We start from the raw sequence: 18,927 nt of genomic DNA on the forward strand, positions 1-18,927 counted from the left end.
CATGTCGCAGCCTGCTTCCACCCTCGCCGGAGCCTCGCCTTCCAATCGTCTGGCCCTTGCGGCGCTCATTCTCGGCGGGGCAGCGATCGGCGGTTCGCCGATCTTCGTCCGACTGTCCGAAGCCGGGCCGATGGCCACTGCCTTCTGGCGTGTGGCACTGGCGCTGATTCCGATCTTGATCGTCTCGCTCGTGAAGAAGGATGCGGGGCCGAAGCCGCAAAGCCTTTCCGATTATGGCCTGCTGGCTCTTCCGGGCCTCATGTTGGCGCTCGACCTCGCCGCCTGGCATCTTTCGCTCACCATGACCTCGGTCGCCAACGCGACGCTGCTTGCAAACCTCGCGCCTGTTTTCGTCACACTGATCGCCGTCCTGTTTTTTAAGGCGCGAACCAGCGGCGTTTTCCTGCTGGGACTGGGCCTGGCGCTCGCCGGTGTCGTTATCTTGAAAGGCGGACCGGCAGGGCTCGGCCACGGGGATCTGAGCGGCGACGGCACCGCGATGATCGCCGCCTTCTTCTATGCCTGCTATATCCTGGCGATCGGCAGGCTGCGCAGCCGGTTCGCTACGATCCGCATCATGCTGTGGAGCACGGCATCGGCTGCCGTCTGCATCTTCCCGATCGCCTTCTTCTTCGAAGGGCAGATGCTGCCGGCGACCCTTTACGGCTGGTCGATCCTCTTCGGCCTCGCCTTTGTCAGCCATGCCGGCGGGCAGGTGGCGATCACCTATGCGCTGGCCTATCTGCCGCCCGCCTTTTCATCGCTGACGCTGCTGCTGCAGCCGGTCGTCGCCGCAATCCTCGCCTGGGCGCTGCTCAATGAGGCGATCGGGACGATGCAGGCGCTGGGCGCCGCAGTGGTGCTCGCCGGCATTATGGTTGCCCGAACGGCTCGCTCGTCGGCTTGACCGCCTGCTGCTCCAGCGGCGGTGGATCATCCCCCATTCTCTGGAGCAGCCACTTCTGGATGATCGGCACATCTGCGTCGCCGAGATCGTGGCCGCCGGGGATGACGTCGGAATCGACGGTGGCGCCCGAACTCTTCAGCCTTTCCTCCAGCTCGCTCGCATATTTGCCGTAGGCGTCGGTCTTGCCGCTGATGACCAGCAGGTCCGTGCCCTTCAGATCGGCATGCGGATAGTCGCTGAGGACCGGCATGGAGCGTAGCAGCACCGCCTTGTGAACGAGGTTCGGGTGCAGGTAGAGCAGCGAGTTCAACAGGTTGGCGCCGTTGGAATAGCCGACATAGACGATCTTCTTGGGATCTAGGCCATAGGATTTGACGGCGCCTTCGATAAAGGCCGCAAAGGCTTCGGCCTCGGTCTTGATGTCGTTCTGGTCGAAGGAGAAGGGGGTGATGCGCTTGTACCAGCGCGGAAAACCCTCTTCCGTCGCCCGGCCACGGACGCCGAGCAGGGTCGCGCGCGGCGCCGCCTTGTTGAGGAGCGGCATCAGTGTCGTCTCATTGCCGCCCGAGCCGTGCAGCAGCACGAAGACACTGCCGTCGGGATTGGGCGGCGTATAGAAGCGATGGACGAACGGCAGCTCGCGGTAATTGATGCGCGGCTGGCCGGGCATCGAAAATTGCGGCAGAACCACCTTGAGGTCGTCGAGACTGGTGATCGCGCCCGGCGGCGCGAAGAGCTTGGTGCCGAGGGCCGCATGCTCTTCGTCGACAGTCATGCCGGGCTTGTCGGTTGCAAGCTCCACCAGCGTTCCGCCCGGCTCGCGGGCATAGAGCGAGCGGAAATACTTGCGGTCGTGCATGTTGGTCGGCGATGCATCGGTCTTCTCAAGCGCCTCGGAAACCGAACGCAGCTCCTCCTCATCGGCGGCCCGGAAGGCGACATGATCGACAGTGCCGGTTCCCGGCGCGCCGGACCAGAAACCGCGCGCATCGCGCACGTCGATGACGTCGCCCGATTGCGACACCAGCCTGTCGATCGTGCCGCGGTTGGCCTGGAAGCGGTAGCCGAAATGGCGCTCGAGGAAGCTGCGGCTCTCGGCCGGCTTTTCCGTCAGCATGGTTGCGCCGCGCACACGCTTGACGGCATGCTCGACCGGGATCGAGGCGCCGTCCCAGACAGCAGGCGATGTGAGGTTCTTTGCGCCCGCGAGCTTGAGGATGATATTGTCGGGGTCTTTCAGCCTGAGAACGGGCTCGCCGAATTCATCGGCGGGTCCTTCCGAGCGCAGGCCGAAGCTCATGGCGCGCGTCAACCAGTAGCCGACGCTCGCCGGATCGATCGCCAGCGAAATTTCGCTGATCTGGCCGTAACCCGCCCGGCCGGGCGCGCCATCCTCCCAGACGAGGAAGCTGACGAGCGAACCCGGCGTGCCTGCCGAATCGCCGTAGAACAGATGGAGCTGCGTCGCATCCTCGTAGCCGGCCGTCTGCTTGACGAGGCGCATGCCGAGAAAGCCGGCGTAAAAATCTACGTTCGCCTGCACCTTTCGGGTGATGGCTGTAACGTGATGTATGCCTGATACCATCGAGAGCTGTCCTGATTGAAGCGTCGTCAGGAGCGCGAGTATGAGAGCTGCGAAAGTCATACCGTTGCCAATGACCACCGCTTAGTTTTGTTCCGCGCAAAGCGCAAGCGAATCGCCGCGCTGCAGCAGTTCCAAATGATCGACATCTTCGAGCGCCTCTTCCAGTTGCTGCAGGGTCGGCGGCTTCACCATATAGGCCCGCGCGCCGAGATTTCTGGCCCGTTGCATGTCGGTCTCATCGCTTGAGGTGCTGAGAATGCAGACGGGAATCCGTTTCAGACGGGCATCGGCCGAAAGCGCGTTCAGCACCTCGAAACCGTCCATGATCGGCATGTTGATGTCGAGCAGCATCAGGTCGATCTGCGGCACATCGGCTATGCCGGCGCGCTCTTCGAGCAGCCGCATCGCCTCGCGCCCGTTGGTGGCAACATGCAGGTTGAAGGTCACCTTCTCCCGCCGCATCAGCTTGATCTTCAGAATCTGGATGTCGGCGGGGCTGTCTTCGACCAGCAGCACTTCGGCAAGCCTGCCGGAACCTTCGCCCGGCTGCTCCGCGGGCTTCAGGCTGGGCGGAACGGTTGACGCGGTGGGCGGCGCGGGCCGTGCCTCGGCGAGCGGCATCTCGACGATGAAGGCGGCGCCGGGTCCCTTGTCCGCTTCGCACCAGATCGAGCCGCCATGCAGCTGCGCGATGCGGCGGCAGATGGCTAGGCCGAGTCCGGTGCCCTCGATGCCGCGGCCGACGAGCCGTTTGAATGGCTGGAAGATCAGCTCGCGGTGCTGGGGATCGATGCCCGGTCCGTTGTCACGCACCATCAGGCGGCAGCTATCCCCATGCGCTTCGCCCGAGATTTGGACCTCCGGAATCTTTTGATCACAATAGCGGATGGCATTCGACACCAGGTTTTGCAGAAGCTGGGTGAGCAGCGTCGCATCGCCCATCACCTCCGGCAGCGGCCCACGGTTGATGACGGCTCCACGGCTTTCCATCTGCTGCCGCAAATTGTCCTCCACCTGGTCGAGCACATCGGACAGCGAGACCGGCGTCAGCTGCGGCCCGCCATAGGCCTCGAGCTTGGTGAAATTCGAGACCTTGACGATCAGGTCCTCCATATGGTCGGCGGCGCTTAAGACATAATCGAGCAGCTCTCGGTCTTCGGCCGGAAGCACTGCAGAACCGTGCAGGATCCGGCTGAAGGATTTGATCGTCCTCAGCGGCTCCTTCAGATCATGCGCCATGGCGCGCGTGAAGATCTCAAGCGACTGCCGCTTCTGCTCCAGCTGGCCTTCCAGCATGCCATGCATGATGGCGTTCTGGATGCAGCGATGCAGCGTTTCGGGTGAAAGCGAATCCTTGGTGAGATAGTCGCGCGCGCCGCTCTTCATCACCTCGACGGCGACGGTTTCGCTGCCTTGACCGGTCAGCACGATGACGTTGGCGACGGGATCGTCCTCCAAAATATCGGCAAGAACACCGAGCCCGTCGCGCCCCGGCAGCGAATAGTCGAGCAGGATGCAGTTCGGCCGTTTCCGGCTGTTGAGAGCGCGGCCCTCTTCACCCGTCTCCGCCTCGAGGACGTTATAGGCCGTGCTGGAGACGCGGCCCAGAATGCGCCGATAGACCTCGCGGTCGTCGATGTTGTCGTCGATGATGAGAATGCAGCAGTCTTCCGCCAAACCGTCAGTCCTCGAGCGGCAGGATCGCGATTTCGAACCAATATTCCTTTAACCGCTGGATCGCGGCGAAGAGACCGTCGAGATCGACCGGCTTCTGCACATAGGTGTTGGCGCCGAGCGCGTAGCAGCCTTCGATGTCGCGTTCATCGTCTGACGTCGTCAGGATCACCACCGGAATTTTGCGCCAGCCGTCGTTCGACTTGATCGCTTCCAACGTCTTGCGGCCGTCGAGTCCCGGCATGTTGAGATCGAGCAGGATCAGCCCTGGTTTCGGCACCATCACGCCGAGCATGTCGAGTGCTTCCTGACCCGAGGCGGCCCAGCGGATCGAGTTGCGCAGGTTGGTGCGTTTGAAGGCCCGCATCGTCGCTTCGAAATCGTCTTCACTGTCTTCGACGATCAAAATCGGTTGCGTGTCACGCTGCTGCATTCTGCCCCTCGCGTTTTCTTCCCAGGGTGAAATAGAACGTAGTGCCGACGCCGACTTCGGACTCCAGCCAGATATCGCCGTTGTGCCGCGCGATGATCTTGCGGACGAAGGTAAGGCCTGCTCCGGTCCCGTCGTCGGAATCCTGCGACTTTTCGAGCCGTTTGAAAATGCGGAAAATATCCTCATGGAATTCCTGGGGTATTCCCTTGCCGTTATCCCTAACGAAAAACACGTTGCGGGCAACCGTGCCGTCCTTGCCGACGAACCGCTCGAGATAGCCGATCGAGACCAGCGGCGCCGGCTTGTCGTTGTACTTGATCGCATTGGTGATGAGATTGCGGAACACTTCGGTCAGCCGCGGCGCGTCGCAGACCACGTCAGGGAGCCGGCCGTCGGTGACGACCCTGGCATGCCGCTCTTCCAGCAGCAGCTCCATTGTCGCGACCACATCCTTGACGATCAGGCTGATATCGGTGCGTTTGACTGCCAGCTGCTGCCGCCCGAGCCGGGAGAAGTAGAGCAGGTCGTTGACAAGCTTCTCCATCCGCTGGCTCAGACGCACGAGCCGGTTCAGCCGGCGCACGCCGTCCGCGTCGAGCTTGTCCTCATAATCCTCGAGGAGAAAACGCGAGTGGTTGTGCAGGCCGCGCAGCGGTTCCTTCAGGTCATGCGAGGCAATATAGGCGAATTCGTCGAGGTCGTGGTTGCTGCGCTCGAGCTCGGCCGTGTAGGCCTCGAGCTGGGCGAGCGTCGTCTTCATCCGTTCTTCCTGCCGCACGCGCTCGCTGATATCGCGTACGATGCCGACGAAGGTCTTGGTCTCGCCGCTGACAACAACGCTGATGGACACTTCGATCGGGAAGACGATGCCGTTCTTGCGCCGCCCGGAGACCATGCGCGTCGTGCCGATGATGCGCTCCTCGCCGGTCTGCCGGTAGTGGGCGAGATAGCCGTCATGCTCGGAATGATAAGGCTCAGGCATCAGCATCTTGATGTTCCGGCCGACCGTTTCCTGCGGCGAATAGCCGAACATGCTTTCGGCTGCCGGATTGAAACTCTTGATCGTTCCGCGCCCGTCGATAACGAGGACGGCATCGGGCGTGCTACGCGCCAGCGCGCCGAAGCGAACGCGCTCGGCTTCCAGGTTGTTGTTGTTGCGCAGGAAATAGAAGACGAGGATGGCGATCAGCCAGAGCGTGGCGGCGGTGATGGTGCGGTTGGCGATCTCCTGCCAGAATGCCGCCTCGTCATGCCTAACGGCGAAGAAGCCGAGCATGAGGAGCACGGTGCAGGCAAAGGCGAAGAAGAGCGGCGCATTCCTGTTGCCGAACCAGAGCGCCGTCAGCACCAGCGGCACGTAAAGAATGCCGTTGGCAAGGCCGAGCGGCGTATAGAGATCGACGACAAGGCCGGTGAAGCAGACCGCCGCTGGAATCCAGAGCGGAATCTGCGCCCGGTTTGCCGGCTGCATCCACCAGGAGCGGGCAAGCAGGCCCGCGCCGAAAAGCACCATGCCGATCGCCGTGTGCAACGCCATCGCCGCATAGGGGCCCCAGCGGTAGCCCTGTTCGGCATCGGTGAGATAACCGGCGAGCGCGATCATGCCGAGTGTGACGACGACATAGGCGGTCAGCTCCTGCACCACCTGATTTCCAGGCTTGTCCGCATGGAGCGAGAGCAGCAGCGAAAGATTGGCAATCAGAAAGATCAGCGCCGTATTGGGTCCCATGCCGCCGCCGATTTCTGCAATGAAATCGGGCGGAATCACCAAGCGGGTGATTAACTGGTCGACATAATGGACGGTCCGGCCGGCCGTTGCGATTTCCACGAGCCGGGCTGCCGCGATCGCCGCTGCAACCCCTGTCATGATCGTTGCCATTGTAAGAAAGCGACGGGCAGCAAGCGTCGAGGCGGCAAGCCCAAGGCCGGAAAGCATGAAGCAGAGCCCGGTGTTGAAGGCCATCGACGGAAAGCCGGGGAAGAGCGAAATGACGACCTTGATCTGCAGCAGCCAGCCGGCAAGGGCGCTCACCCCGAGAAGGAACAGCAGGCAGCCGACCGCAATCGCGAAGGCACGGTAGCGCCATCGCCTCCGCTGGTCCTGCAGGTCCACGTTGCCCTTATCCTGCACCCGTGTATCCTCTCTCGGTTCGCGCGGCCATTTTTTCCGAAATCGAGGAATACTCAATAGCCAGCGAACGCCGCCGCTGCGCTTTTTCCGAAATGATTTTTCGATCGAACAGGTCGAATTTTGGTGAAATCGCGATATCGTGACGTCGAAGGACAACGAAGTTCATTCGAACAATACCCAAATCACGGTGCCGGATGCCTACGATAGTTTACGTCGACGACAGCAGGGATGATCTCTTTTATCTCGACTATATCCGCAAGAAGCAGCAGATAGACGTCGATCTATTCTGTTTTTCGACGGCCGAGACGGCGCTGGAGGCGCTGAAGCAGCGCGTGGCCGAAGGCTGGGCTCCGCCGGAGCTGCTGGTCGCCGATCTCTACATGCCCCTCGACAGCGGCATCGGCCTGGTAAGCAGCCTGCGCGGGGATGATCGGTTCAGAACGATGCGTCTCGCCATCTGCAGCGGATCGGATGCCGATGAGGATCGCGCGCGCGCATTCGAAGCCGGTGCCGATCTTTACCTCGAGAAGCCGCTTGACCTCGCCGCGATCCTTCTCAATCTGGAAGTGTAGGAAACAGCGGAAACCGAATGGTGCGTCTCCTGGCGTTGGTCCGGGCGAAGTGACAAACCGCAATTGACAAGGCCGAGTGTGCATTTCAAGATGCAACCGAAGCGAAAAGGACGGAACGAAAAATAAGCGCTGAGAGAGCCGATTGACCCGTGTTCGCCGCCACGAACTTCCAGCCAACCCCTTAGCTGAATGGGCCTATCGGCTCTCTCGCGCTTACGTCTGGCACTGCCTTCTCGCATTCATGGATGTTGAATGCGCGAAGATTTACGATACCCAGGTAAGAACTACTGCCCCTCAGTATATCTGCCCGTGCATCACCTGTAGTTGAGGCATTTGATGATATCCGCCTTGTATACCGAAAGTCCCCGTTTCGATATCTCTCATCAACCGTCTCGCAATTTTTGTAGCTGTTCGCGTTTAAGACGTATATCCCAAGATTTGGGGATCGGGGGCATGGCGGGAGGAGAGGAAGAGTGGGAATGAACAATGCCGCGGCAACTCCTTTTCATGCCGGACCGGAGCTGAGCCGGGCAATCAACCGCACCGATTTTTTCCGTCTGCTGAAAGCGGCGGCGCAGCATTACCGCTTCGACAATTTCGCACTTGCCCGCATTTCCGAGGCTTCGACCCCGTTCGGCGAGCGCGATATCGTCATCACCAATGTCGCCGAGCGACGGATCGGCCTTTTCATTGCCACGTTGAGGGAGGCGCTCGGGACCGTCCGGGCAAAGAGCGCCCAGTTTTTGGCGACGCCGGTTCATGGCAGGAGTGCGCAGCCGGACACCTATCCCTCCGATCGGCTTTTCAACGAGTTCCGCAGTGGCGTCTTCCTCTTCATTCCGCTGTTCACGCCCGAAGGGCGGCGATATTGCCTCGTGCTGAGCGGCGAGCGTGAAGAGCCGGATCAGGGTGAGATCGCCGACATGCTTCTTGATGCCATGCGCATTTTCGACAAGCTCTACGAGGAAATCCTGACGCCTGAGATGTCCGGGCGGTTGACCCAGCGCGAAGCGGAAATCGTCAAGTGGACAAGCGAAGGCAAAACCTCGGCCGAAATCGCCATCATCCTCGGTCTGTCCGAACATACGGTCAATTCGCATATCACTGCGGCCGCGCGTAAGCTCGACGCCGTGAACCGCGTCCACATGGTGGCAATCGCCTTGAGGAATGGTTTGGTTTCGTGACAATCGGCTTCGGGACTGGGGAAAATGAAATGATCACCAAAACGGTCCGACAGAATGCCGTCAAGGTTCTTTTCGTCGACGACGAGTTCATCGAATTCCGCGCGCTCAAAAAGAAGATCGCCGATCTTTCCGAGCCGGCGGTCGACGTCGAATATTCACCGTCGATCGGAGACGCATTGGAAAAGGTCCGCGCGGCGCGCTTCGATCTCATCCTGCTCGACAATCGCCTTCTGCCCAATGCCGATTTCCGCGAGACGGTGCCGGAGCTGCGCGGCATCGGCTATACCGGCCCGATCGGCGTCGTCTCGACCGACATATCTGGCGGCTATTTCCAGGAATTCCCAGATTACGGCGTCGACTTCCGCATCGGCAAGGACGAAATCGACGTCCAGACGCTGCAGCACATCATCCGCGAATATGTGCACTACGATGTGCCGGATTTCTGGAAGGACGATTACAGCATTTGAGCCGCGCAAAACAGCGCGAAGGTTTTGCGGTAGCGACATGCGCAAAGGAAGCACGTCCACCGAATCTGAGATGGCGATGCGCTTCAAGCACGGCAAACGAAGGTGAGCGATTGCAACATGTTGCCTCAGCCGGCGGGAAGGCGGATGGTGAAGCGGCTGCCGTTTGCGTCGGAATGCTCGAGACTGATATCGCCGCCAAGCGCCTTCAGAAGCTCCTGCGCTGTCGTCAGGCCGAGGCCGGCGCCAGGGGCTGCCCCGGCCTTCGGCAATTTCCAGAATGGCTCGAAGATCCGCTCTCGATAGGCGGGATCGATGCCGGTCCCGTTATCGGAAATCCGGATGAACCAGTTCGCCCCCTCTTGCTCAGCCGCGATCGCCACATGCAGCGGCGATGCGCTGCGATAGGTGAGGGCGTTGGAAATGAGCTGCCTCAGCACCAGGCCGAACAGCGCGGGGTCGGTGCGGATGGAGGGGAGTCCCTGACCGGCGAGCGTCGCGTCGCGCGCTCCCGCCTCCTCGATGAGTTCGCTCCAGATTTGTTCGGCCACGGCCTTCAGGTCGACCTTTTCCAGCGTTACCTGCGGCGCTCCGCCGGCAAGGCTCATCAGCGCCTTGGTGAGGCGTTGTGCGGCTTGCGCCTTTTCCAGGATCATCTTGAGGCTCTGAAGCTGTTCGCCGTCGAGTGTCTCCTCGAGATCGTCGAGCAGCAGCTCGGCATACATGGCGATGTGGCGCAGCGGCGATTGCAGGTCGTGCGAGGCGATTGCGAGAAAGCGCTTGATGCGCTCCTCGTTGTCGCCGGCAATAGTGGTCTCAAGTGGTTTCGTCGGGTTGGGTGACATCTCGCGGTTTCCCCGATCTCTGCTGCGGCGTCGCGCCCCTTTTCAGCCGCGCGACGGACGCTGTAATATCTTGAATTGCTGCATAATTTTATCCTGGCAATAGGCAACAATAAAAAGAGGGCGCCGGCTCTGCAACCGGCGCCCTCTTCAAGGATGCGTTAACAACCCGTTTCAGCTCGCTGATTTGCGCGAGCGACCCTCTTCCGGCGGAATGATTTCGCCCGCCGCCTCGGTTGCCGCTGCCGCCTTGGCGTGGCGGCGGCGCCAGTCGCCCAGGAACAGCAGGATCGGCGCGGCGATGAAGATCGACGAGGCGCCGGCCACCAGGATGCCGAAGACCATCGGGATCGCAAAGCTCGAAACGGCGCTGCCGCCCCAGATCGCCATCGGCACCAGGGCGAGGAAGGCCGTCGCATTGGTGTAAAGGCTTCGCGCCAGGGTCTCGTTGATCGACTTGTCGATGATCTCGCGCAGCGGCATCGACTTGTAGAGCCGCATGTTTTCGCGCATGCGGTCGTAGACGACGACCTTGTCGTTCACCGAATAGCCGACGAGCGTCAGGATGGCGGCGATGGCCGTCAGGTTGAAATCGAGCCCGGTGATGGCGAAGAAGCCGATCGCCTTGGTGACGTCGAGCACCAGCGTAACGATGGCGCCGACGGCAAACGGCCATTCGAACCGCACCCAGATATAGATCAGCATAGCCAAGCTGGCGATTACGACCGACAGAATGCCGGCCGAGGCAAGCTCGCCGCTGACTTTCGGACCGATGACGTCGGTGCCTTCGACAGTGGCGCTCGGATCGATCTTGGCGACTTCGGCCTTTAGCTTGGTCACCGCCGCCGTCTGCGCCTCTTCGCCGCCTTCCTGCCGCTGGGCGCGAACGAGAATGCTGTTTTTGTCGCCGAAGGACTGCAGCGTAATTTCGCCGAGGCCGAGACTATCGAGACCCTCGCGGAACTTCGCAAGATCAGCCGCCCCTTGGGTCTTGACGGACATCTGGATGCCGCCGCGGAAGTCGACGCCGTAATTGAGGCCCGGATGGATGAAGAGCACGACCGAGGCGATCGAAAGAAGCGCCGAAACAGTGACGCCGAAGAAGCGCGCCTTCATGAACTGGATGTGCTTGTCATAAGGGCTGAAGGGGATCAACGGCCGTATGTTCAGCACCTTCACCTTGCTGCGGCGGGTGATCTCGATCATCGCGACGCGCACGAAGGCGACGGAGGTGAACATCGAGATGATCAGGCCGAGCGCCATGGTCACGGCAAAGCCGCGGACGGGTCCGGAGCCGAACCAGAACAGGATGGCCGCAGCGATCAGAGCTGTCATGTTGCCGTCGATGATGGTCGAATAGGCACGGCGGAAGCCGGTATCGATGGCTGCAAAGGCGCTCCGGCCCTTGCGGGTTTCCTCGCGGATACGCTCGTTGATGAGAACGTTCGCGTCGACCGCAAGACCAATGCCGAGAACGACGCCGGCGATACCCGGCAGCGTCAGCGTCGCACCGACCAGCGTCAGGGCCGAGAAGGTCAGGATCGTGTGGATCAGCAGCGCCACGTTGGCCAGGATGCCCCAGGTGCCGTAGAGCACGAAGATGAAGGCCGCGACGAGGACGAAGCCGACGATGCCGGAATAGATGCCCATCTTGATGGCGTCAGCGCCGAGGTCGGCGCCGACGGTGCGCTCCTCGATGACGGTCAGCTTGGCGGGCAGCGCGCCGGCGCGCAACATGGCGGCAAGCGTCGTGGCGCTGTCGGCCGAGAAGTTGCCGGAGATCTGGCCGGAACCGCCGGTGATCGGCTCGCGGATGACGGGAGCGCTCAGCACCTTGTCGTCGAGGACGATGGCAAAGGGATTGCCGACGTTCTGGCGGGTGATCTCGGCAAAGCGGGTGGCGCCGGCACTGTCGAAGCGGAAGCTGACGATGGGTTCGCGCGTGTTGGGATCGAAGCTGACGCGGGCATCCGAAAGGCGGTCGCCGGAGATTTCGACGCGGTCGAGCACCGGATAGGATCGGCCTTCGTTATCCTGCATCATGGTGACGCCGGGGCCGGGCTGATTGTTCGGCGCCAACATGTGGAACGACATCTTGGCCGTGGAGCCCAGAAGTTCACGCAGGCGCGACGGATCTTGCGCGCCGGGAAGCTGGACGAGCACGCGGTTGCCGCCGATGCGCTGGATCGTCGGCTCGGCGACGCCGACCTGGTCGACGCGCTGGCGGATGACTTCAAGGCTCTGCTGGACGGCGTTGTCGACATTGGCGGAGATGCCGGCCGGCGAGAAGCCAACGGTGATGGTCGCGCCGTTCGCGGTGACATCGAGATCGGCCTTCCCAGCGCTGAGGCCTGTGCTGATCGGATTGGCGAGCGTCCTAAGTTCGGTGACGGCGGCATCGCTCTGCCCGGCATCGGCGAGCGTCACGACGATCTGGTTCTGGCTGCGCACGACGGCCTTCGGCTGGATGCCCTTTTCACGCAGCACGCGGCGCGCGTCCTGGAGCAGCGATTGCAGCCGCTCCTTGGTCAGATCAGCCTCGTCGACTTCCAGAACGAGGTGGGAGCCGCCGCGAAGGTCGAGGCCGAGCGACACCTGGTCATGCGGCAGCCATGCCGGAATGCGCTGAAGGACGGACTGCGGCAGGACGTTCGGCAGGGCGATGAATAGGCCGATCACGATGATCACCGTATAGGTGAACACCAGCCATGGTGAAGTACGCATGTTGTATTCCTTAGATAATCGGGGGCCGGCGCGCGAGCGCTGGCGGCATGTCGTCAATGGTCGGAAGCGCCGCGCGGCGCCAGACTCAGGCGGCGATCGGCGGTGCGCGCGGCTGATGGGTCCCGGAAACTACCGGATGAAGCGCAGGTTCGAATGCCGCAACAGGAGCGGTCACGTTCCAGCCGGTGAAATCGACGGCCGGGGCGGCGGCAATGGCGGCCGGTCCGGCGTCGTAGGCGGTCTGCTTCGGCGCGAGCTTGCGCTCGGCGGCAAGCACGCCGCGCACGGCATCGCGCGCGCTCAGTTGCGGCGGCTGCGGATCGCGGCCGGAAGAGGAAAGCGTGTTGACGACGGTCGCCGGCGCAATAATGAGATTGCCGCCGAAAAGCAGGCCGACATAGGCGAGGATGGCGAAGAGGAGGGAAGCGGCGATACGGCTCGGCAGACGGTGCTGATCCAGCTCCATCTCCTCCGTCCCGGCGATGTCACTTCCGTATCGGCTCAAAAGCGCGCCAATCTCTCATTCTCGTTCCGGCGGAGCAGTGCCCGTCGGGATGATTGTAGCAGGCTCCTGCCTGTCTTCATAGGAAACACTCTCATGATGCACTTGAGCGAGCCGGTCAACCATGCCCAGTGCGATTTCGCGTTCGCCCATGATGACGGTGTCGGCGCCGTATTGTTTCAGCTCGTCGACCTCGGCGTCGGAATGGGCGCGGGCGATGATGAGGATGGAGGGATTGACGCTGCGCGCCTGCTCGGCGATGCGGCAAGCCTCGAAGGCGTTCGGGATGGCGATGGCAAGGCTGCGCGCCGCCGAAAGATTGGCGAGATCGAGCGTCTTCCGCGCCACCGCATTGCCCATGAAGGCTTCGATCCCTTGCGCTTTCAATTCGCCGATGCGCTTGTCGGAATCCTCGATGACGAGGAAGGGCGTGCCTGACGATTTGAGGTTCTGCCCGACGATCCGGCCGACCCGGCCGTAGCCGATGAGGATCGCGTGGCCGCTAAGCGTGGTCGGATGCACGGCGTCGTCCTCAGGCGGCACCTGCTCCTGAGCGGCACCCGCATCCGCGGCGGCCACGATTTCCTCGCGCTTCGCACCTTCGAGAACAGGCCGCATGCGGTCGCAGAGGAAGAACAGCAGCGGATTGAGGATGATCGAGATGATGGCGCCGGCAAGGATCAGGTCGCGGCCCTCCTCCGGCAACAGCCCCAGTTCGATGCCGAGAGCGGCGAGGATGAAGGAGAATTCGCCGATCTGACCGAGGCTTGCCGAAATCGTCAGCGCCGTGCCGGCTGGCTTCCTGAAGGCGAGCACGATCAGAAAAGCGGCGACGGACTTGCCGATGACGATGATGAAGACGGTGGCGAGGATCGGCAGCGGCCTGTCGAGCAGGATGTTCGGATCGAACAGCATGCCGACGGAGACGAAGAAGAGCACGGCAAAGGCGTCGCGCAGTGGCAGGCTTTCCTGGGCGGCGCGGTGGCTGAGCTCGCTTTCGGCAAGCACCATGCCGGCAAAGAAGGCGCCGAGCGCCAGCGACACCCCGAAGAGCTTCGCCGCGCCGAAGGCGACGCCAAGCGCTATAGCGAGCACACCGAGCCGGAAGAGCTCGCGCGAGCCGGCATGGGCGATGCGGTGCATGGTCCAGGGAACGAGCTTGCGGCCGAAGACCAGCATCAGCGCCACGAACAGTGCCACTTTGACCAGCGTCATAGCGATCATGCCGCCGATGCCGAGATCGAGGCCGAGCAGGCTGTTCAGACCCGCCGACAGCGGCTCGACGGGGCCATGGCCGCTGCCGCCGATGCTGGCTGCGGCCGGGATCAGCACCAGCGCCAGCACCATGGCGAGGTCTTCGACGATCAGCCAGCCGACGGCGATCCTGCCGCGCTCCGTCTCCACCAGCCGGCGCTCCTGCAACGCCTTGAGCAGCACGACGGTAGAGGCGACCGAAAGCGCCAAGCCGAAGACCAGGCTGCCGCCGGTCGGCCAGCCCATCAAGGCGCCGAGGCCCCAGCCGAGCAAAGTTGCAAAACCAATCTGCGCGATCGCGCCGGGCAGCGCGATGCCGCGCACCGACAGCAGGTCTTTGAGAGAGAAATGCAGCCCGACGCCGAACATCAGCAGGATGACGCCGATTTCGGCAAGCTCCGGCGCAAGGCTCTGATCCGCCACGTAACCCGGCGTGTGCGGCCCCACCAGCACGCCGGCGATCAGATAGCCGACGAGCGGCGGCATGCGCAGCCGATGAGCAAGGGCGCCGAAGATGAAAGCCAGAACGAGGCCGCCGACGATTGTCGAAATCAAGGGCGTATCGTGCGGCATTGCTGTCTCCCGATCTGGAAATCCCATGCGTAATATGACATATATGGCCTATCTCGACCAATATGGGCAACACGAAATCATGGGTCAAGGCGCAAAGGAAACAATTCTCACTCCCGCTCTCTGCCGCGCGGCGCGCGGCCTGCTGGATTGGACCCAGGCTGACCTGGCCGAACGAGCCGCCGTCTCGCGCAGCACCATCCGCGATTACGAGGGACGCCACCACGACATCCACCGCGCGACGGAGGCGCAGCTGCGCCTGGCTTTCGAAAAGGGTGGTGTCAGGTTCGTCGAAATCGAAGGGGCAGGCACCGGCCTCTGCCTGCCCAATGAACAGGCCGAAGCGGCTCAGGGCGCCAGGCAGCCCGCGGAGACTTTGTAGATGTAAAGCGCCTTGCTCTTGTAATAGCCCGCGGTCGGCTGCCAGTTCTTCAGGACCTCCGGCGTTTCAGTGGCACAGGTGAGGGGGGCGTCCGTCAGGAAAAGCACCTTTCCTGTGACGTCGGCGGGCAGCGCGAACTCCTGCTCGTAATAGCTCTCCGGAAGTCCTGCGGGCGCCCGGGCGTAGATCCGGTAGGGTCCGTCGCGCAGGGTATAGAAAAGATCGGCGACCATGTCGCGGTTGTTCGTGACGATGATGTCGGTGCCGGCCTGAGCTGCAAGGGCTCCCGCCTCGCGGCTGACCTCGGCGCGGCCGAGGTAACGCTTCATCAATTCGTCGCCATTCGGCAGCAGCAATTGCTGCGGAAAGATCGTCGCCAGCGGAAAGAGCAGGCTTGCGATGCCGTTGATGGTGAGCGACAGCCTCAGCCCCTTCGGCCACATCCGGTAAAGCAGCCAGACGGCAAGAATGGTCCCGGCGACATAGGCGGTTACGGCCCAGTTGGCATAGGCTTTCGCGACCGTCGCCTGCAGGGTGATCAGCACCACCACCGGCATCGACAGCCAGATCAGCATCTTTTCGCGGTCGTCGCTCCGGCCCCTGATCATACGATAGACCGCCCAGAGCATTGCGAAGAAGATGATCGGTCCGACGACGCCGAATTGGGCGGAGAAGAATTCGAGCCCGCGGCGAAGATTGAGGCCGAGGTCGCTCCAATGGGCGATATCCTGCGTATGGCGCACCGTCGTATTGTCGTGTTGCAGGTTCCACCAGAGGTTCGGCAAGGCGACGACCGCCGCGACCGCGACCGCGATGATGAAATCCCGAACAGCGATGCGCGCCGACGGAATGAGCAGGAGGGCGATCGCGCCGCCCGGTACGACGAACAGCACGGCATATTTCGTCAGGAAGGCGAGGCCGACGCCGAGGCCCATGATGAGCGCCAGCCCGACCGAGCGCCGCTGCGTCAGGCCGAAATAGGCGAGCAATGCGATGGCGATGAAGAACAGCAGGATCACGTCGGTCGAGAAGAACACCGAAGAAAGTGCTACGCCGGGAAGCGTAATGTAGGTGGCGCCCGTCCAGCCTTCGATCTCCGGCCCGACGAAACGCTTTGCCACCTTCATCAGCACCAGTGCCGCCGCCATGTGGATCAGCGGTCCGAGCAGCCTGATGAAATAGATGGCGTTGGAGCCGGAAAGCTCCGTCATCGCCCGGATCACCCAGGCGATCATCGGCGGTTTCGAATAGTAGCCGAGATCGAGATTCTGCGACCAGAACCAGTACTGTGCCTCGTCGACAAACAGGTCTGTGGCATCGAAATGCAGCGTGACGACACGCCAGAGCGTGAAGCCGAGAACGATGAGGAGACCAGATCTGGGGGACATGAACCGAGTGTTCCGCTGACATGAAAGGCGCGAGTGCGATTACACCAAAGGCGCCGGACTGCCAACGGGGAATGGAATGGATAGGCTTGGAGCCAGAGGGGCTTCAGAACACCCGAAGCATGCGGATGTCGCGATTTGCGGCGAGGAAATCGAGGCGGGCGATGGCGGCAAGTACGCCCATTGCGATCAAGCAGGAACCCAATCCGAGAACAATCATTGCTCTGTCCTTGTCGACGTCATGTCTTGGTTGTCGACCGGCCTATAACACGGAGCTTGCGTGTGCCTTGTAGCAGCCGTGCAACTCCGTGGAAGTATTTCCTGCGAACTGCCTTGAATTGCTCCAAAAGCCTGCTCCTGCAAAGGCGTATTAACCTTCGGGCAAGGAATTAACCATAAAGATTGGGTTACACGTCGGAATGGGAAGATGTGCTCGTTCCCAGCAGGCATGACGCCGTACCGCCGTACCGGGTCGATCCGGTATCTATCTCTTCAGACAGCTTCGAAACATAGCTGATCAGGGGCCTTTACCTGCCGGTCGTCGCCGGCGGTGAAGACCGGCTCCGCGCTTGCGTTCATCGAATGCTGCAAAAGTTTTTTGCCGGGCATTCGCCTGGAAAGTGGGTCGGGGACAGGCGTTGAGGCAGGACATGCCATCAGATCAGGCTCGTGGAACGCAGGCAGGCAGCTTGCGCGACCGCCTGCGTTTTGCCGGTCTCGATGCCGATCAGTGCGAACTGGTGCGCCGCAACCGGCCGGCACTCGAAGCGCATCTGAAAGCCGGCCTGCGCGATCTCTTCCACAGGTTCCAGTCCTATCCCGACGCTGCGCGCAATTTCGAGAGCGACCGACAGGTCGATCGTCTGCATGATCTGCAGTCCTCGCATTGGGACGTGCTGACGGATGCGCGCTTCGACAGCCTCTATGCCGAGCGCGTCAAGGTTCTCGCCGACACCGAAAGCAAGATGGGCCTCGACCCGCGCTGGCATGTGGCCGGCCATGGCGTCATGCTGGAGCATGTCCTTTCCGGCCTCGTCGAAGAAATCGCCGGCCGGCCCCTGCTGCCCTCGGCCAGGCGCCGCACCCGCGAAATGTCCGATCTGATGACGGCGATCATCCGCATCGTCATGGTCGACGTCGAAATCGCCGTTTCGCTTCGCTTCAATGCGCTGCGAGCCGCCCAGAGCCGTGCGCTCGCCGATCAGCGCGCTGGAAGTGAAGCGGAGATTGCCCGGATCTTCGGTGAGGTCATCGAGGGTCTCGCCGCCCGCGACCTGACGCGGCGCGCGCCGGTCGAGGCCGACGGCGCCTATGCCGGGATCGCCGCCGCCCTGAACGGCGCCTTGGATGGCCTGCAGGCAGAATTCACCGCCGTGACCGAACGCACTGATAAGGCGGAAACGGCGACCACGTTGCTGGCCGGCCAGTCGCGGCAGTTCGCCGGTACGGCGTCCGGCCACGCCGACCGGCTACAGCTTTCCGCCGCTGCCCTTGCCGGCATTGCCGGAAGCGTCCGCGACGGCGCCGCCGACAGCCGCGCCGCCGAACAGGCGGCCGCCTCGACGCGCGCTGCGGTCGAGCAAAGCGGCGAGGTCGTCGGCCGCGCGATCAGCGCCATGGCCGATATCGAGCAGTCGGCCGAAAAGATCGGCCAGATCATCGGCGCGATCGACGAGATCGCCTTCCAGACCAATCTTCTGGCGCTGAATGCCGGCATCGAGGCGGCTCGCGCCGGCGATTCCGGCCGCGGCTTTGCCGTTGTCGCCCAGGAAGTCCGTGCGCTTGCCCAGCGCTCGGCCGACGCCGCCCGCGAGATCAAGACGCTGGTGACGACGACCAAGGCGCAGGTCGACGCCGGCGTGCAGATGGTCGGACGTACACAGGATTCGATCGGCAGCATCGTACGGCAGGTCACCGACATCAACGCCGCCATATCAGGCATCGCCACCAGGACCGGCGAGCATGCCGCAAGCCTCGACGGCGTGGCGGCCGACGTCAAGGGTCTCGGCGCAGAGGTGGCGGACAGTGCCGGTTTGGCCGAACGCTCCGCCGAAGGCGCCGACCACCTGCATACCGTCATTCTCGAGCTCGGCCAGACGATTCGCGAATTCCGCATCGCCAGGGAAAATGCGCATTCCGGGCGCCTGGGCTCGGTTCGCGCAACGCCGTCTCGCGCGATCGAAGCGGCTGCCCGTCCTGCGGTCGAAGACGAATACGAAAATGACGATTTTGACCTTCCGCAGTCGCTCGCAAGCGTCGGAGGTGGGCGGAATGTTTACTAACCTATCGGATGATCGCCGCAGCTCATCTTTTCGGGC

At 62.4% G+C, this 18,927-nt stretch carries 16 protein-coding genes; 6 read left to right on the forward strand and 10 right to left on the reverse strand.

The features are described from left to right. Position 1 precedes the first annotated feature (1 nt). Positions 2 to 907, forward strand: coding sequence for a DMT family transporter (locus tag GGD53_RS14940; RefSeq protein ID WP_184457224.1), 906 nt, complete (start codon positions 2 to 4; stop codon positions 905 to 907). Here the strand turns inward: GGD53_RS14940 and GGD53_RS14945 are convergent. Genes GGD53_RS14945 through GGD53_RS14965 form a run of 5 tightly spaced genes read right to left on the reverse strand, consistent with a single transcriptional unit; the run spans position 873 to position 6,896 of the window. Continuing rightward, entirely contained in the window at positions 873 to 2,552 is a 1,680-nt protein-coding gene (locus GGD53_RS14945; RefSeq protein ID WP_210303215.1) for a VOC family protein, read from the reverse strand. The two genes, GGD53_RS14940 and GGD53_RS14945, sit on opposite strands and share 35 nt — an antisense overlap. Positions 2,553 to 2,573: 21 nt before the next feature. Then, the gene (locus GGD53_RS14950; RefSeq protein WP_184457228.1) at positions 2,574 to 4,169 is read right to left on the reverse strand and encodes a response regulator; all 1,596 of its coding nucleotides are present in this window, start codon (positions 4,167 to 4,169) and stop codon (positions 2,574 to 2,576) included. A 4-nt stretch (positions 4,170 to 4,173) separates the two neighbouring features. After that, positions 4,174 to 4,599 carry a response regulator gene (locus GGD53_RS14955; protein ID WP_064800648.1) on the reverse strand — a complete coding sequence of 142 codons (426 nt, stop codon included), beginning with the start codon at positions 4,597 to 4,599 and terminating at the stop codon, positions 4,174 to 4,176. Further along, positions 4,586 to 6,730: a PAS domain S-box protein gene (locus tag GGD53_RS14960; protein WP_184457230.1), complete on the reverse strand. Its 2,145-nt coding sequence runs from the start codon at positions 6,728 to 6,730 to the stop codon at positions 4,586 to 4,588. The genes GGD53_RS14955 and GGD53_RS14960 overlap by 14 nt, the downstream gene beginning before the upstream one ends. Next, entirely contained in the window at positions 6,720 to 6,896 is a 177-nt protein-coding gene (locus GGD53_RS14965; protein WP_184457231.1) for a hypothetical protein, read from the reverse strand. The genes GGD53_RS14960 and GGD53_RS14965 overlap by 11 nt, the downstream gene beginning before the upstream one ends. A 28-nt stretch (positions 6,897 to 6,924) precedes the next feature. Here GGD53_RS14965 and GGD53_RS14970 point away from each other — a divergent pair, with 28 nt between their 5' ends. The 3 genes from GGD53_RS14970 (at position 6,925) to GGD53_RS14980 (ending at position 8,953) form a co-directional block, all read left to right on the forward strand. Beyond that, entirely contained in the window at positions 6,925 to 7,302 is a 378-nt protein-coding gene (locus GGD53_RS14970) for a response regulator (protein ID WP_064800650.1), read from the forward strand. A gap of 479 nt (positions 7,303 to 7,781) precedes the next feature. Then, positions 7,782 to 8,486, forward strand: coding sequence for a helix-turn-helix transcriptional regulator (locus tag GGD53_RS14975; protein WP_184457233.1), 705 nt, complete (start codon positions 7,782 to 7,784; stop codon positions 8,484 to 8,486). Positions 8,487 to 8,515: 29 nt separating this feature from the next. Further along, the gene (locus GGD53_RS14980) at positions 8,516 to 8,953 is read left to right on the forward strand and encodes a response regulator (protein ID WP_184457235.1); all 438 of its coding nucleotides are present in this window, start codon (positions 8,516 to 8,518) and stop codon (positions 8,951 to 8,953) included. A 125-nt stretch (positions 8,954 to 9,078) separates the two neighbouring features. Here the strand turns inward: GGD53_RS14980 and GGD53_RS14985 are convergent, their stop codons facing one another. The 4 genes from GGD53_RS14985 to ybaL all read right to left on the reverse strand — a co-directional run bounded on the left by GGD53_RS14985 (position 9,079) and on the right by ybaL (position 14,845). Further along, positions 9,079 to 9,795, reverse strand: a complete 717-nt coding sequence (locus GGD53_RS14985) for a sensor histidine kinase (protein WP_184457237.1) — start codon at positions 9,793 to 9,795, stop codon at positions 9,079 to 9,081. Between the two features lie 171 nt (positions 9,796 to 9,966). Further along, positions 9,967 to 12,516: a protein translocase subunit SecD gene (secD, locus tag GGD53_RS14990; RefSeq protein ID WP_184457239.1), complete on the reverse strand. Its 2,550-nt coding sequence runs from the start codon at positions 12,514 to 12,516 to the stop codon at positions 9,967 to 9,969. An 85-nt stretch (positions 12,517 to 12,601) separates the two neighbouring features. Continuing rightward, on the reverse strand, positions 12,602 to 12,982 hold the full coding sequence (locus GGD53_RS14995; RefSeq protein ID WP_184457241.1) for a hypothetical protein: 381 nt from the start codon (positions 12,980 to 12,982) through the stop codon (positions 12,602 to 12,604). Between the two features lie 54 nt (positions 12,983 to 13,036). Beyond that, positions 13,037 to 14,845 (reverse strand): YbaL family putative K(+) efflux transporter, encoded by a 1,809-nt coding sequence (gene ybaL, locus GGD53_RS15000; RefSeq protein WP_184457243.1) that lies wholly within the window; start codon positions 14,843 to 14,845, stop codon positions 13,037 to 13,039. 34 nt (positions 14,846 to 14,879) lie between these two features. Here ybaL and GGD53_RS15005 point away from each other — a divergent pair, with 34 nt between their 5' ends. Beyond that, positions 14,880 to 15,224, forward strand: coding sequence for a helix-turn-helix transcriptional regulator (locus GGD53_RS15005; protein WP_184457367.1), 345 nt, complete (start codon positions 14,880 to 14,882; stop codon positions 15,222 to 15,224). On the opposite strand, the gene GGD53_RS15010 is transcribed toward GGD53_RS15005, so the two are convergent. Further along, complete coding sequence (locus tag GGD53_RS15010) at positions 15,191 to 16,612, reverse strand: ArnT family glycosyltransferase (protein ID WP_184457245.1); 1,422 nt, start codon at positions 16,610 to 16,612, stop codon at positions 15,191 to 15,193. The two genes, GGD53_RS15005 and GGD53_RS15010, sit on opposite strands and share 34 nt — an antisense overlap. Positions 16,613 to 17,259: 647 nt before the next feature. Between GGD53_RS15010 and GGD53_RS15015 the strand changes: the two genes are divergently transcribed. Next, positions 17,260 to 18,891 (forward strand): globin-coupled sensor protein, encoded by a 1,632-nt coding sequence (locus GGD53_RS15015; protein WP_184457247.1) that lies wholly within the window; start codon positions 17,260 to 17,262, stop codon positions 18,889 to 18,891. The last annotated feature ends 36 nt before the right edge of the window (positions 18,892 to 18,927 follow it).

The sequence above is a fragment of the Rhizobium aethiopicum genome (genome assembly GCF_014197535.1).
GTDB lineage: Bacteria > Pseudomonadota > Alphaproteobacteria > Rhizobiales > Rhizobiaceae > Rhizobium > Rhizobium aethiopicum_A.